The organism is Duganella sp. BJB476 (genome assembly GCF_003416895.1).
Taxonomy (GTDB): domain Bacteria; phylum Pseudomonadota; class Gammaproteobacteria; order Burkholderiales; family Burkholderiaceae_D; genus Rugamonas.
Map to the genome: position 1 here is coordinate 1 of NZ_QVIO01000003.1, position 14898 is coordinate 14898.

At 65.6% G+C, this 14898-nt stretch carries 10 protein-coding genes and 1 tRNA gene; 5 read left to right on the top strand and 6 right to left on the bottom strand.

The features are described 5' to 3' along the window. Window positions 1-481: 481 nt before the first annotated feature. Window positions 482-967 (top strand): AlpA family transcriptional regulator, encoded by a 486-nt coding sequence (locus D0T21_RS32410; RefSeq protein WP_229211467.1) that lies wholly within the window; start codon window positions 482-484, stop codon window positions 965-967. 95 nt (window positions 968-1062) lie between these two features. On the opposite strand, the gene D0T21_RS13320 is transcribed toward D0T21_RS32410, so the two are convergent. Continuing rightward, window positions 1063-1139, bottom strand: a tRNA-Pro gene (locus tag D0T21_RS13320). 122 nt (window positions 1140-1261) lie between these two features. Here D0T21_RS13320 and D0T21_RS13325 point away from each other — a divergent pair. Continuing rightward, window positions 1262-2086 carry a Sir2 family NAD-dependent protein deacetylase gene (locus D0T21_RS13325; RefSeq protein WP_116990076.1) on the top strand — a complete coding sequence of 275 codons (825 nt, stop codon included), beginning with the start codon at window positions 1262-1264 and terminating at the stop codon, window positions 2084-2086. A 5-nt stretch (window positions 2087-2091) separates the two neighbouring features. Here the strand turns inward: D0T21_RS13325 and D0T21_RS13330 are convergent, their stop codons facing one another. From D0T21_RS13330 to D0T21_RS13350, 5 genes are all read right to left on the bottom strand, one after another. Beyond that, complete coding sequence (locus D0T21_RS13330) at window positions 2092-2799, bottom strand: fumarylacetoacetate hydrolase family protein (RefSeq protein WP_116990077.1); 708 nt, start codon at window positions 2797-2799, stop codon at window positions 2092-2094. An 86-nt stretch (window positions 2800-2885) separates the two neighbouring features. After that, window positions 2886-3500, bottom strand: a complete 615-nt coding sequence (locus D0T21_RS13335) for a TetR/AcrR family transcriptional regulator (RefSeq protein ID WP_116990078.1) — start codon at window positions 3498-3500, stop codon at window positions 2886-2888. Between the two features lie 125 nt (window positions 3501-3625). Continuing rightward, window positions 3626-5062, bottom strand: a complete 1437-nt coding sequence (adeC, locus tag D0T21_RS13340) for an AdeC/AdeK/OprM family multidrug efflux complex outer membrane factor (RefSeq protein WP_116990079.1) — start codon at window positions 5060-5062, stop codon at window positions 3626-3628. 2 nt (window positions 5063-5064) lie between these two features. Continuing rightward, a complete protein-coding gene (locus D0T21_RS13345) occupies window positions 5065-8199 on the bottom strand; it encodes an efflux RND transporter permease subunit (RefSeq protein WP_116990080.1) in 3135 nt (1044 codons plus the stop codon). A gap of 12 nt (window positions 8200-8211) precedes the next feature. Beyond that, window positions 8212-9390, bottom strand: a complete 1179-nt coding sequence (locus D0T21_RS13350) for an efflux RND transporter periplasmic adaptor subunit (RefSeq protein WP_116990081.1) — start codon at window positions 9388-9390, stop codon at window positions 8212-8214. A gap of 198 nt (window positions 9391-9588) precedes the next feature. Between D0T21_RS13350 and D0T21_RS13355 the strand changes: the two genes are divergently transcribed. The 3 genes from D0T21_RS13355 (at window position 9589) to D0T21_RS13365 (ending at window position 14886) form a co-directional block, all read left to right on the top strand. After that, on the top strand, window positions 9589-11742 hold the full coding sequence (locus tag D0T21_RS13355; RefSeq protein ID WP_229211468.1) for a diguanylate cyclase domain-containing protein: 2154 nt from the start codon (window positions 9589-9591) through the stop codon (window positions 11740-11742). Window positions 11743-11854: 112 nt separating this feature from the next. Next, window positions 11855-13354, top strand: a complete 1500-nt coding sequence (locus tag D0T21_RS13360) for an ATPase domain-containing protein (protein WP_116990082.1) — start codon at window positions 11855-11857, stop codon at window positions 13352-13354. Between the two features lie 5 nt (window positions 13355-13359). Then, window positions 13360-14886: an ATP-binding protein gene (locus D0T21_RS13365; RefSeq protein ID WP_116990083.1), complete on the top strand. Its 1527-nt coding sequence runs from the start codon at window positions 13360-13362 to the stop codon at window positions 14884-14886. Window positions 14887-14898 lie beyond the last annotated feature (12 nt).

Consider the following 14898-nt stretch of genomic DNA (forward strand, 5'->3'; position numbering starts at 1 on the left):
TGCTTGCCCGCGCCGCATGCGCGTATGGCGCCGCGATCCGCTCCTTGTAGAAGCCTGATCGCGGTGGGACCAGTTACCCAGGGTCCATGGGGTGTGCCTCGCACACGTTGTCGGCCCACGAGGGGCAAGGTTGGCAAGCAGCGTTCTGCTGCGCTGATGGCGGTAGATCCGCTGTCACTGGCCGCCGTCACTGAGAAAACAGCGGCGCAGCCCATATAGCGCTTGGTTGCTAGCGCGTCGTCACTGGCAGCAGGCCGCCAGTAACGACGCGCGGTTTGCGCCGCGGACTAGGGCGGCGTATAGGACATGCACGCGGCGGCAGATCGCCGCGTGAGGTGGGGACGGTGCGTGAATGCGCACGATGTGACGCGCAGCTCCCTCGAGGGAAGGATGCGCAATATGGATGCAGCCTATCCAGGCTGATCGCGGGCTCGCTCAAAGGCGAAGCCAATCTAAAAACAAAGGTGGAGACTAAGGGCGCGTGACGAGCGCTACGCCTGGCGTGATGCCAAGTTGCGCGAAGGGCGATCCCTTCGCGTCGAAAAGCATATTGTCCTCCACCTGGCATCGCGCCGGCATCACCTACCTAAAATTCTCATCGATTTATTTGTCGGCGAAGCTAGCGAAGAATCGACGCCAAAAACCGGGCCCATTTCGGGTCGCACTTGCGCGGCAGTTGGAGGACAGTGCAGGCAGCACACAGCCAATGGAGGAAGACATGAAACGATCACCCCTGCCCCGCACCACACGAATGATCCGCCTGCCGGAAGTGATGGCGATCTGCGGGCTGTCGCGCAGCACCGTCTACGCCTACACCAAGCGCGGCGAATTCCCGGCGCGGGTTAAGATAACCAGGCACGCTTCGGCATGGGTTCGGGAAGAGGTGCTGGCCTGGGTAGAAAGCCGTATCCACGCCAGTCGCAGTTGTACCCCAACACCGGCAGAAAATCGTGAGACTGGGGTTTGACCGCTAAAAGAAGTTTGTTGGGGTATTTGTTGGGGTACAGACTTGTAAAAACAACAAAGGCCAGTCCGAAGACTGGCCTAAGCTGTTGATTCTATTGGTCGGGGCGAGAAGATTCGAACTTCCGACCCCTTGCACCCCATGCAAGTACGCTACCAGGCTGCGCTACGCCCCGACGAATTTGGAATTATAGCAGCGGCTTTAAGTATTTGTCATGTTTGCTTTCACCTTTGACGCAACATCCCCTTCCCTGCTCAGGAGTAAGATAAGCAATTCTGCTCGCCATCGAAAGCCTGCATGTCTTCCTCAGCCCTCAGCCAAGCCGCCGACCTCGTCAAACAGGCTGACGCCCTGATCATCGCCGCCGGCGCCGGCATGGGCGTCGATTCCGGCCTGCCCGATTTTCGCGGCAACGAAGGCTTCTGGCAGGTCTACCCCGCCCTCGGCCGCGCGCGCATGGAGTTTTCCAGCATCGCCACGCCCTACACCTTCCGCTCCGACCCAACGCTGGCATGGGGCTTCTACGGCCATCGCTTGCAGCTCTACCGCAACACCACGCCGCACGCCGGCTTCGCCCTGCTCAAGGCTTGGGGCGAAGGTATGGAGGCCGGCTACGGCGTCTTCACCAGCAACGTGGACGGTCACTTCCAACGCGCCGGCTTCGACACGCACCCCGTCCACGAATACCACGGCTCCATCCATCACCTGCAATGCATGGAGCCCTGCGGCCCGGATATCTGGAGCGCCGACAGCTTCGTCCCCGAAGTCGATACCGAAGCTTGCCGCCTGCTGAACGCGGCCCCGCTCTGCCCGCACTGCGGCGGCATGGCGCGGCCGAATATCCTGATGTTCGGCGATTGGGGATGGAACGAGCGCCGCACGGTGATGCAGGAGGCGCGCCTGCAATCCCTGCTGCAAACGGCGCAACGTCCGCTGGTGATCGAGTTGGGCGCGGGCGCGGTGGTCCCGTCGGTGCGCCACTTCGGTGACCGCGTGCTCCGCAATCACAACGGTCGCATGATACGGATTAATCCGCGCGAACCAGACGTCGCCAGCCCGCTCGATGTGGGCCTGGCGATGGGCGCCCTCGCCGCCTTGACGGCGATCGACGCCCTGCTATAAACGATTTATACCAATTTGACGGCGATGCCGGACAGGCCGTCCACCTTACCCACCAGCGTCTGACCGCGCACCACGGCGCCCACACCTTCAGGCGTTCCGCTGAAAATCAGGTCGCCCGGCGCCAGCGCGAACAGCGTGGACAAGTTGGCGATGGTCTCGCTGATCGACCAGATCAGATGGTCGATGGTGGCCGATTGCTTGGTCACGCCGTCCACTTCCAGCTGAATCGCGGCGCGGTTGATATCGCCCGCTTCTGCCGCGCGATGGATCAAGCCCACCGGCGCCGAGTAGTCAAAGGCCTTGCCGATTTCCCAAGGACGACCGGCGTCGCGCATTTTGAATTGCAGGTCGCGGCGCGTCATATCCAGCCCCACCGCGTAGCCGAAGATATGCCCGGCCGCGTCTTCCACCGCGATATTGCTGCCGCCCTTGCCGATGGCGACCACCAGTTCGCACTCGTAGTGCAGGTTACTGGTCACTTGAGGATACGGCAGGTCCAGCACCGCGCCAGGCGCCACGGGGATCACGGCTTGCGCGTCGTTCGGCTTACAGAAGAAAAACGGTGGTTCGCGGTCCGGGTCGAAGCCCATCTCGCGCGCGTGCGCCGCGTAGTTGCGGCCGACGCAGTAGACGCGGCGTACAGGGAACAGATCGGCGGTGCCGGCAACCGGCAGGCCAACGATGTCATGGGCGGGAATTACGTAGGATGTCATGATGCTCCGATAGGCTGGAATGGGAGATCGATCATGGTACAACAGCCTCCGCCCGCGTGCAGCGGACGGAAACAATACGAGACAAATCAGGTCATCAACAGCGCGCGCATGGCGACGCGGAAAGCATCCGCCAAACTGGCGCGGTCCATGTTCGGCCGATACAGCGCGCGTATCGCCAATCCATGGAAGTAGGAGATCAGCGTATCGAGACGACCATCCAGCAGCACGTCGTCCACCGGCAGATTGCGCTGCTCGCGCCCACGCTTGACCAGCGCGCGCAACTGCGCGCGCGAGACCTCTTCGTTTTCGCGCATCTTGGCGGCGATGACCGGATTGCGCGAGGCCTCAGCAAACATCTCCAGCGGCACACTCCATGGCTGCGGGTCGAGCGACTCGTCGATGTGGATGGGCGCATCTTCGAGTATCGCTTCCAACGGATCTTCGCGCGTCGCCAGGTCGCGCAACAGGCCCGATACATGCTCGGCCTCGCGGGCGACAAAGGCCAGGATGATGGCATCCTTGCCGTCGAAGTAATTGTAGATATGGCCTGCGCTCATGCCGGCCTGCTTGGATATCTCGGACATGCTCGCACCATGGAAGCCGCTGCGCGCAAAGCAGACGGCAGCCGCCTCCAGCACCTGGTTGCGCCGGTTCTGCGCGCGTTCCGGGTCGGTGCGTCGTTTTACGATGGGTGCGGTCATGGGGTCTTCCTTGGGTAACTGACTTGCCTGAGGCGGTACTGTGGCGAAGCGGACCATTTTTGTCAATTTATCAGGAGTCGAAGGCGGCGGGCGCGCAACACTCTGCGCCCGCCGCTCCGGCCACCTTAGCCGCGCTGCTGCGCGACTTCCGGCTGCCAGCCGCCGCCCAGCACCTTGTACAGCGTGACGGCGTTGCTGGATTTGCCCAGCCTCGCCGAGATCAGGCCCTGCTGCGCCGCATACAGCGCGCGCTGCGACACCAGCGCGTTCAGGTAGGAGTCCGCGCCCTTGCGGTAGCGCGCCTCGTGGATGCGGAAGCTCTTGTCGGCCGCATCGACCAGCGCCTGCTGCGAGGCGATGCGCTCATCCAGCGTGCCGCGCTGGGCCAGCGCATCGGCCACTTCGCGGAACGCCACCTGGATCGCCTTCTCATACTGTGCCACCGAGATGTCGCGATTGGCCTTGGCGATATTCAGGTTGGCGCGATTGACGCCGCCGTCGAAGATCGGCAAATTGATCTGAGGGATGAAGCTCCACGTCGACGATCCCGCCTTGAACAGGCCGGACAAATTGCTGCTTGCACTACCGCCCGAGGCCGTCAGCGAGATGCTGGGGAAGAAGGCGGCACGCGCCACGCCGATGTTTGCGTTGGCGGCGCGCAGCGCGCGTTCGGCTTCCTGCACATCGGGACGGGATTGCAGCAGGTCCGACGGCAGGCCGGCCGGAATCGCGGCCAGCTGGGTTACCGCATCCAGCTCGCCGGCCGGCAGCAAGTCCGCAGGCACGCCGCTGCCAACCAGCAGCGTCAGCGCGTTCTGGTCCAGCGCCACTTGCGCGGTGTAGACCGCCATGTCGCTACGCGCCGATTCCACGCTGGTCTGCGCTTCGTACATATCCACGCCGGACGTGACGCCGGAATCGAAGCGCTTCTTGCTCAGATCATAGGACGTCTGCTGGCTGCGCAGCGTTTCCGCCGCCAGCTTCAGGCGCTGCTGGTCGGCGATCAGCGTCAGGTAGGCGTTGGCCACTTCGGCCACCAGCGTAATCTGCTGCGCGCGGCGCGCTTCCTCGGTGCCGAGGTAGGTCTGCAAGCCGGCCTCCGACAGGTTCCGCACCTTGCCGAAGAAGTCCAGTTCATAGGACGCCATCGCCAACCCGCCGCTGTATTGGCGGTTGATGGCCGCCTCGCCGGTGCCGGTCATGGTCGAAGGCGTGCGCGATGCGCTCTGGCTGGCGTTGGCCGACAGCTTCGGCAGCAAGGCCGCGCTGTCGATGTTGTACTGCGCCTTGGCCTTCTCAATATTGAGAACAGAGACGCGCAGGTCGCGGTTGTTGGCCAGCGCCAGCGCGATCACCTTGCGCAGACGTTCGTCGGCAAAGTATTCGCGCCACTGGATTTCGGATACCGGCTTGGCGTCGGCCGCAGCTGCCGGCACGCCCTTGTAGGCATCGCCGGCAGGCCAGGCTTGCGCCACCGGTTGCGCCGGACGTTCGTACACCGGCGCCAGGCTGCAACCGGCTAACATCGCCAGCGCAGCAATGGTGAGTAAAGATTTTTTCATGATTAATGTGCCTCCACAACAGCGGCAGGAGCGACGGCCTTCTTGCTGAAGAAGCCGCGCACCAGTACAAAGAACACCGGCACAAAGAAGATGCCCAGGAAGGTAGCCGACAGCATCCCGCCCAACACGCCAACGCCGATGGCGTTCTGGCTACCGGAACCGGCGCCGCTGCTGATCGCCAGCGGCAGCACGCCGAGGCCGAAGGCGATGGACGTCATCAGAATCGGACGCAGTCGCAGACGCACGGCCTGCAGGGTCGCCTGTTTCAGCTCAACGCCCTGCTCCTGCAGCTCCTTCGCAAACTCGACGATCAGGATCGCGTTCTTCGCCGCCAGGCCAACCACGGTCAGCAAGCCGACCTGGAAGTACACATCGTTCGACAGCTTGAACACATACGTCGCCAGCACCGTGCCGATCACACCCAGCGGCACCACCAGCAGCACCGAGAACGGAATCGACCAGCTTTCATACAGCGCGGCCAGGCACAGGAACACGATCAGGATCGATATCGCATACAGCTGCGTGGTCTGCGAACCGGAGTCGCGTTCTTCCGTCGACAGGCCGGTCCATTCGAAGCCGATACCCGGCGGCAGCTTGGCCGCCATCTTTTCGATTTCCGCCATCGCGGCACCCGAGCTCTGGCCCGGCGCCGGCATGCCGAGGATCTCGGTCGACGGCAGGCCGTTGTAGCGCTCCAGGCGCGGCGACGCATAAATCCACTTGCCGGTCGAGAAGGCCGAGAAAGGCACCATCTCGCCGTCGGCATTGCGGACAAACCATTTACCCAGATCTTCCGGCGACATGCGCGAATCCGGCTGGCCCTGCATGTACACCTTCTTCACGCGGCCACGGTCGACGAAGTCGTTGACGTAGGCGCTACCCCAGGCGGTGCTCAGCACCTTGTTCACATCGGCGATGGACAAGCCCAGCGCGGTCGCCTTTTGCTGGTCGACGGTGATCTTGTACTGCGGCGTATCTTCCTGTCCGTTCGGACGGACCGCCATCAGCACCGGATTCTTGGACGCCATACCCAGCATCTGGTTACGCGCGGCCATCAGCGCTTCGTGGCCGACGCCGCCCTGATCCTGCAGCTGCAGGTCGAAGCCGCTGGCGTTACCCAGTTCCAGCACCGCAGGCGGCGCGAAGGCGAACACCATCGCATCCTTGATCTGCGAGAAGCTGCCCATGGCGCGGCCGACGATCGCCTTGACGCGCTGGTCGGCGCTCTTGCGCTCGGACCAGTCCTTCATGCGGACGAAGGCGATACCCGTGTTCTGGCCATTGCCGCTGAAGCTGAAGCCAGCCACCGCGAACACCGACGCCACCGAATCCTTCTCTTCGTTCAGGAAGTGCTGCTCGACTTTTTCGATCACCTTCAGCGTGCGCTGCTGGGTCGCGCCGGTCGGCAGCTGGATTTGCGAGAACAGCACGCCCTGGTCTTCCTCCGGCAGGAAGGAAGTCGGCAGGCGCACGAACACGAAGGCCAGCACCGCCAGCAGCAACGCGTACATGATCAGCGAACGTCCGCTACGGTTCAGCAGCGCGCCCACCCAGCCCTGGTACTTCAAGCTGCTGCGGTCGAAGCTGCGGTTGAACCAGCCGAAGAAGCCGGTGTTGATCGCCGTGTGGCCCTTGGCCACAGGCTTGAGCAGAGTCGCGCACAAGGCCGGCGTGAAGATCATCGCCACCAGCACCGACAGCACCATCGCCGAAACGATCGTGACCGAGAACTGGCGGTAGATCACGCCGGTGGAACCGCTGAAGAAGGCCATCGGCACGAACACCGCCGACAGCACCATCGCGATACCCACCAGCGCGCCGCTGATCTGGCCCATCGATTTGCGCGTCGCTTCGACCGGCGACAAGCCCTCTTCCGTCATCACGCGCTCGACGTTTTCCACCACCACGATGGCGTCATCGACCAGCAGGCCAATCGCCAGCACCACCGCGAACATGGTCAGCGTGTTGATCGAATAGCCCAGCGCCGACAGGATCGCGAAGGTCCCCAGCAGCACCACCGGCACCGCCATCGTCGGGATCAGCGTGGCGCGGAAGTTTTGCAGGAACAGGTACATCACCAGGAACACCAGGATCACCGCTTCCACCAGCGTCTTGACCACTTCCTCTATCGACAGCTTGACGAACGGCGTAGTATCGAAGGCGATCACCGCCTTCATCCCGGCCGGAAACTGCTTCTCCAGCGATGCGATCCGCGCCTTGACGGCGTTGGCGGTATCGAGCGCGTTGGCGCCGGTGGCCAGCTTGATGGCGACGCCGGTGGCGGCCTTGCCGTTGTAGCGGGCCAGCACGTTGTAGTTCTCGCTGCCCAGCTCCATGCGGGCCACGTCGCGCAGGTGCACGGTGGCGCCGCTGGCGGCGGTCTTCAGCAGGATCGCGCCGAACTGCTCGGCGGTCTGCAAGCGGCTCTGCGCCGATACGGTGGCGTTGAGCTGCTGGCCCGGCATGGCGGGCGCGCCGCCCAGTTCACCGGCCGAGACTTCGGTGTTCTGCGCGCTGATGGCGGCGGTGACGTCGGCCGGCGTCAGTTGATAGCTTTGCAGCTTGGCCGGATCGAGCCAGATGCGCATCGCGTACTGGGCGCCGAACAGCGTGACGTCGCCCACGCCTTCCACGCGGCTGAGCGGATCGATGACGTTGGCGGCCACGTAGTCGCCCAGGTCGGCCTGCTTCATGCTGCCGTCTTCGGACACGAAGCCCAGCACCATCATGAAGTTCTTGGTGGCCTTGGCCACCACTAGTCCTTGCTGAGTGACGATGGCCGGCAGCAGCGGCGTCGCCAGTTGCAGCTTGTTCTGCACCTGCACCTGGGCGATGTCCGGGTTGGTGCCGCTCTTGAAGGTCAGCGTGATGCCGATGCCGCCGGTGCCGTCGCTCGACGAGGACATGTAACGCAAGCCGTCGATGCCCTTCATCTTCTGTTCGATGACCTGGGTGACGGCGTCTTCCACCGTCTTGGCGGAGGCGCCTGGATACGAACCGCTGATCGAAATCGACGGCGGTGCAATGCTTGGATACTGCGCGACCGGCAGGCCGAGAATCGCGATCACGCCCGAAAGCATGATGACGATGGCGACGACCCACGCGAAGATCGGGCGGTCAATAAAGAAACGTGACATGGCTATGATCCTTTACTGGGCGCTCTTGGCGTTAGGCGGCATGGCGCCGCCAGCCGCCACGGCGGTGGCTGGCTTGGCGGCGTTGGCCGGTGCGCCCGGCTTCACCTTCTGCACGCCTTCGACGATCAGCAGGTCGCCCGCGTTCAGGCCGGACTTGACCAGCCACTTGTCGCCCATGGTGCCGCCGGTGACCAGCACGCGCTGTTCGACCTTGCCCTCCTTGTTCAGCACCAGCGCGGTCGCTTCGCCTTTGGCGTTGCGCGTCACGCCCTGCTGCGGCACGGCGATGGCCTGCTCGTTGACGCCCGATTCCACCACCGCGCGCACGAACATGCCAGGCAGCAGATCGTGCTTGGGGTTCGGGAACAGCGCGCGCAAGGTGACGTTGCCGGTGCCCGGATCGACCGTCACGTCGGAGAACTGCAACTTGCCGCTTTCCGCGTACTTGCTGCCGTCCGACAGCAGCAGCGTAACTTTGGCCTGGCCGCCGGCTTGCTTCAAGCCGCCGTTTTCCAGCTCGCGCTTCAGGCGCAGCAGGTCTTCGCTCGATTGCGTGACGTCGACGTAGATCGGGTCCAGCTGCTGCACGGTGGTCAGCGCGCCGGTCTGGTTCGCGGTCACCAGCGCACCCGGCGTCACGGCCGAGCGGCTGATACGGCCGCTGATCGGCGCGTCGACGTGGGTGTATTTCAGGTTGATGGCCGCCTGCTCCAGCGCGGCGGCGGCCGATTCCACGTCGGCCTTGGCCTGCTCGTTGGCGGCGACGGCGTCGTCGTAGTCCTGGCGGCTCACGCCTTCGATCGCCACCAGGTCCTTGTAGCGCGCCACTTTCGGGCCGCTGGTCATCAGGTTGGCTTTGGCCTTGGCCAGCGCCGCCTTGGCCGAGTTGTAGGCCGCCTGGTAGCTGGCCGCGTCGATCTGGTACAGCGCCACGCCGGCCTTGACGTCGGCGCCTTCGACAAACAGGCGTTTTTGTATCAGTCCGCTGACCTGTGGGCGCACTTCGGCCACCTGGAAGGCGGCGGTGCGGCCCGGCAGTTCGGTCGTGATATGCAGCGCTTCCGGCGCCACTTTAAAAACGCCCACTTCCGCCACCTGCATATGAGGTGCTTCGGTCGTGGATTTGGAGCAGCCGGCGACGAGCGCGGCTGCGGTGATCAGGGCTGCGGTCCTGCAGAAAAGAGCTTCCATGGTGGGACTTTCTGTATAAAAAATGTGCATAAGTACGTAGAATGAACGATCATTCTAATTAAGTCAAGCGCGCTTTTTGTCTATGGCACGGCAAAGCGTGGCGCGCGGTCGTGAATTTCTCTCGGGGAAAGAGGTGTGCGCCGCGCCCGGTGCTACAATGAATTTAATTTCTTTCGGACATCTTTTCTGGCCCGTGCCATGACCTCGCAGCCCACCCCACGCACGGCCCGGCCGCGCCTCACCACGCTGGTGACAGTGGGCGTGGCCGCGACGGTGCTGATGTCGGTGCTGTCGCTGCTGGTGCTGGTCGATCACTTCGCCATCGACTACGCCGAGCGCGAAGCGGGCCAGCGTTTGCAGCAGCTGTCCTGGCAGATGCGCGACTCGCTCAACCGCGTGGTGCAGAAGGCCACCGGCGACGTCCAGCTGTTGACCGAGCTGCCGCAGATCCGCGACGCCAAGTCCCCCGCCGAGATCCGCCAGGTGCTCGAAAGCCTGCAAAAAACCTTCCCCGACTACGCCTGGATCGGCCTGGCCAATCCCGACGGCAGCGTCTACGCCGCCACCCAGGGCCTGCTCGAAGGCCAGGACGTCAGCGGGCGCGCCTGGTTCAAGGGCGGCCGCGACAAACTCTATGCCGGCGATTTCCACCCCGCCACCCTGCTCGGCAAGAAGCTGCCATACAGCGCCGACCCATGGCGCTTCGTCGACGCGGCCGGCCCGGTGCGGCGTTCGGACGGCAGCTACCGCGGCGTGCTGTGCGTGCATATGAGCTGGAGCTGGGCGCGGCGCATGGTGCAGACCATCCTGGCGCCCGCCGACCAGCAATACTCGGCCGATATCTTCGTGGTGCGCGGCGACGGCACCGTCATGCTCGGCCCCAAAGGCACCGAGGAAAAGACCATCGACAGCACCAGCCTGGCGCTGTCGCAATCGGGCGTGCCGGGATCGCTGAAGGAAACCTGGGCAGATGGCCACAGCTACCTGACCGGCTTCTCCCGCACCGGCAACCTGAACGATCCCGCCACGCTGACCTGGTCGGTGCTGGTGCGCCAGTCCGAGGACGTGGCGCTGGCCGGCGCGCGCGCGCTGGAACGCCAGATCCTGCTGCTGGGCGCCATCCTCGGCGTCGCCATGGCGCTGGCGGCGTCGGCGGCGGCGCGCCGGCTCACCAGCCCGCTCAACGCGCTCAGCAAGAACATCGAACAACGCTCGGCCGCGCCGGCCGATACGCCGCCCGGCGCGCTGCCGCCGATCCCGCTGGTCGACAGCTTCCACGAGGCGCAAGTGCTGTCGCAGGCGCTGGCCGAGCTGGTGCACAACGAGCAGGACCACCTGGCCACGCTGCGCGGCATGAACGAGAAACTGGAATCGACCGTCGGCGAGCGCACCCGCGAGATCGCCCGCAAGGCGCTGCTGCTGGAACGCGCGCTGGCGCAGGAGCAAAGCACGCAGCTGCTGTTGCAGGAACGCGCGGCCGAGCTGCGCGCCATCCTCGACAACGCCCACGATGCCTTCATCGCCCTCGATCCGGGCGGCGTGGTGCTGGACTGGAACCGCCAGGCCGAGAAGCTGTTCGGCTGGAGCCGCGCCGAAGTGATCGGCCAGCCGCTGGCGGCGATGGTGTTGCCGCCGCTGCTGCGCCGCGCCTACGAACGCGACATGCGCCAGCTGGCCGACTGCGGCGCCGACACCGTGCTCAACCGCCGCATCGAACTGACCCTGTGCAACCGCGCCGGCCAGGAGCTGCCGGTGGAAGTGTCGCTGGCCTACGTGCCGCGCAGCAGCGGCCACCTGTTCATCGCCTTCCTGCACGACATCAGCGAACGCAAGTCGCTGTTCGAATCGATGGAGGCGATGGCGCTGCGCGACACGCTCACCGGCCTGCCCAACCGGCGCGCGCTGATGGCCGCGCTGACCGAGGCGATCCAGCGCGCCAGCCGCCTGCGCCACAGCTGCGCCGTGTTCTTCCTCGACCTCGACCGCTTCAAGCAGGTCAACGACCGCTTCGGCCACGAGGAAGGCGACGAGCTGCTGCGCCAGTTCGCCGCGCGGGTGCAGCACATCGTGCGCAAGACCGATACCGTGGGCCGCCTGGCGGGCGACGAATTCATCGTCATCCTGGAGAACCTGCACAGCGACAGCGCCGCGCAGGAGACCGCCGACAAACTGCGGCCGGCGCTGCAACAGCCGTTCCGCCTGAAGACCGCCACCGTCTCGCTGAGCGCCAGCATCGGCATCGCCATCCATCATCCGGACGACCCGCAGGACATCGAGATGCTGCTCAACCGCGCGGACCGCGCGATGTACCTCGACAAGCAGCGCAGCGCGCAGCAGCGCCTGCAGGGCTGAGCCGGCCGCGCACGTTTGCTATCGAAAATCCCGCTTCCTCCATTTCAGGTAGTATCAGCCGAACATCAGCCGCGCCCCTGCGACCGGGGCGCCAACTTTTCGGACTGGGCCCATGCAAGCACAGAACAGCGTTACTCATCTGTTTCTCTCGACCGGCGTACCCGGCCTGAATGAGGTGCTGGCCGGTGGCCTGACGCGCGACCGGCTGTACCTGGTCGAAGGCGAACCGGGCACGGGCAAGACCACGCTGGCGCTGCAGTTCCTCAACGAGGGCGTGCGCCAGGGCGAGCCGGTGCTCTACATCACGCTGGCCGAAACCGCGATCGAACTGCTGAGCGTGGCGCAGTCGCACGGCTGGACCATGGACGGCATCCATATCGAAGAGATCCTGCCCAACGAGGACGTGCTCGATCCCGAACAGCAGTACACCATCTTCCATCCGTCCGAAATCGAACTGGGCGCCACCATCCAGCGCATCGTCGCCGCCATCGAGCGCCACCAGCCGCGCCGCGTGGTGCTCGATTCGCTGTCGGAGCTGCAGCTGCTGGCGGAAAGCCCGCTGCGCTACCGGCGCCAGGTGCTCGCGCTCAAGCAGTACCTGAGTAGCCGCAGCTGCACCACCATCTTCCTCGACGACCGCACCGCCTTCAGCAGCGACTTGCAAGTGCGCAGCGTGGCGCACGCGGTGCTGACGCTGGAGCTGGCCGACCAGGCCTACGGCGCCGAGCGGCGCCGCCTGCGCGTGGTCAAGTACCGCGGCATCGCCTTCCGCGGCGGCGCCCACGACTACAAGATCATCAGCGGCGGGCTGCAGGTCTTCCCGCGCCTGGAGGCGGCCGCCAGCCGCGTGGTGAGCGAACGGCGCCAGTTGTCGAGCGGCCTGCCGGCGCTGGACCAGTTGATCGGCGGCGGCCTCGAAGAAGGCATGAGCACGCTGATCTCCGGTCCGCCGGGCACCGGCAAGTCCACGCTGGCGGCGCAGTTCGTGCACGCCGCCACCCAGCGCGGCGAGCCGTGCGCGATGTTCCTGTTCGAAGAGGCGCGCAACAATATGCTCAACCGCGCGGCCAGCGTTGGCATGCCGCTGGCCGAGGCCGTCGACCGCCAGCTGCTGACGATCCAGCAGATCGATCCGGCCGAGCTGGCGCCCGGCCAGTTCTCGCACGCGGTGATGCAGGTGGTCGAGCGCGGCGTGCGGGTGGTCGTCATCGACAGCCTGAACGGCTACCTGAACGCGGTGCCGGACGAGCGCTTCCTCACCGTCTACCTGCACGAGCTGCTCACCTACCTAGGCCAGCGCGGTGTGGTCAGCATCGTGGTCGGCGTCCAGCAGGGCATGCTGGGCAGCGGCATGACCACCGCCATCGACGCCAGCTACATCGCCGACAACGTCATCATGCTGCGCTACTTCGAAGCCCAGGGCGAGGTGCGGCAGGCGATCTCCGTGTTCAAGAAGCGCGGCAGCGCGCATGAGCGCACCATCCGCCGCTTCCAGATCGCCAAGGACGGCATCCACGTCGGCCCGGTATTGAACGACTTCCACGGCATCCTGACCGGCGTGCCCACCTACAACGGAACGCTGGCCGCCGGCGGCGCTCCGCCGGCCATCTGACGCCGATGGAAACGCGCATCCTGATCTACGCGCCCACCGGCCAGGACGCCACGCTGGCGGCCAAGGTGATGGCGATGGCGGCCATCAACAGCCACGTCTGCCGCACGCTGGCGGAGCTGGCGGCGCAGCTGGAATGCGGGGCGGGCGCGGTGCTGACGGTGGAGGAAGCGCTGGCGCCGGGCGGCTACAAGCTGCTGCAGGAGCACGTGGCGCGCCAGCCCGACTGGTCCGACCTGCCGATCATCCTGCTGACCCATCGCGGCGCCGATTCGCCGACGGTGCGCCAGGCCGTGGCCGGCCTGGGCAACCTGAACCTGATCGAGCGGCCGGTGCGCACGCTGACCCTGATCACCGCCGTGCACGCCACGCTGCGCGCGCGCAACAAGCAGTATCAGGTGCGCGAGGCGGCGCGCCGCAAGGATGAATTCCTCGCCAGCCTGGGCCACGAGCTGCGCAATCCGCTGGCGCCGATCCGCACCTCGGTCTCGCTGCTCACGCATATGTATCCGGACGCGCCGCCGGTGGCGCGCATCCGCGACATGGTGGAGCGCCAGGTGCGGCTGCTGACGCGGCTGGTCGACGACCTGCTGGACGTGGCCCGCATCACCAGCGGCAAGATCACCCTGCAACGCCAGCAGGTGAGCCTGGCCGCCGTGATGAACCATGTCGGCGAGCTGTGCCTGCAAGCGGCGGACGCCAAGCGCATCACCATCGGCTGGCAGCTGCCGGCCGAGGACGTCATGCTGGACGCCGACTATGCGCGCGTGGTGCAGATCATCGCCAACATCGTGTCGAACGCGGTCAAGTTCACGCCGCAGGGCGGCCAGGTGGCGGTCTGCGCGCAGTGCCATGGCGACGAGCTGCTGGTGACGGTGCGCGACAACGGCATCGGCCTCGACACCGAATCGATCGCGCGCATCTTCCGCATGTTCGAGCAGAGCAAGACCGTGGCCGGCCAGTTCTCCAGCGGCCTGGGCATAGGCCTGAGCCTGGCCCGCCGCTTCGCCGAGATGCACGGCGGCTCGGTGGAGGCCAGCAGCGCCGGGCCGGGACAGGGCAGCGAATTCGCGATCCGCCTGCCGGTGCTGGGCGGCGCCGCACGCGACCCGGTCACGCCGTCGGCCGCCGGCGCCGCCGACGGCCGCAAATTGCAGGTGCTGGTGGTGGACGACAACCAGGACGCCGCCGATTCGCTGGCGGCGCTGCTGGAGATCGACGGCTTCGACGCGCACGCGGTGTACGACGGCGCCAGCGCCATCGCCGCCAGCGCCGAACATCCGCCGGACCTGATCATCCTCGACCTCGGCATGCCCGGCATGGACGGCTACGAAACCGCGCGGGCGATCCGCCAGCGCCCCGGCGCCGACGGCATCCTGATGATCGCGCTGACCGGCTGGGGCCAGGGCGACGCCCGCCGCCGCTCCGGCGAAGCGGGCTTCGATCATCACCTGGTCAAGCCGGTGGAGCTGGACCAGATCGTGCGCCTGGCCGGCGCGCGCCAGAACCGCGAGCAGGTGCAGGCCGCTCGCTGAACTAACTGCGCT

What these genes read in the sequence shown, in the direction of transcription:
- D0T21_RS13325 (WP_116990076.1), top strand. Translation starts at nt 1,262, where the DNA reads ATGTCTTCCTCAGCCCTCAGCCAAGCCGCCGACCTCGTCAAACAGGCT.
- D0T21_RS13330 (WP_116990077.1), bottom strand. Translation starts at nt 2,799, where the DNA reads ATGACATCCTACGTAATTCCCGCCCATGACATCGTTGGCCTGCCGGTT.
- D0T21_RS13335 (WP_116990078.1), bottom strand. Translation starts at nt 3,500, where the DNA reads ATGACCGCACCCATCGTAAAACGACGCACCGACCCGGAACGCGCGCAG.
- adeC (WP_116990079.1), bottom strand. Translation starts at nt 5,062, where the DNA reads ATGAAAAAATCTTTACTCACCATTGCTGCGCTGGCGATGTTAGCCGGT.
- D0T21_RS13345 (WP_116990080.1), bottom strand. Translation starts at nt 8,199, where the DNA reads ATGTCACGTTTCTTTATTGACCGCCCGATCTTCGCGTGGGTCGTCGCC.
- D0T21_RS13350 (WP_116990081.1), bottom strand. Translation starts at nt 9,390, where the DNA reads ATGGAAGCTCTTTTCTGCAGGACCGCAGCCCTGATCACCGCAGCCGCG.
- D0T21_RS13355 (WP_229211468.1), top strand. Translation starts at nt 9,589, where the DNA reads ATGACCTCGCAGCCCACCCCACGCACGGCCCGGCCGCGCCTCACCACG.
- D0T21_RS13360 (WP_116990082.1), top strand. Translation starts at nt 11,855, where the DNA reads ATGCAAGCACAGAACAGCGTTACTCATCTGTTTCTCTCGACCGGCGTA.
- D0T21_RS13365 (WP_116990083.1), top strand. Translation starts at nt 13,360, where the DNA reads ATGGAAACGCGCATCCTGATCTACGCGCCCACCGGCCAGGACGCCACG.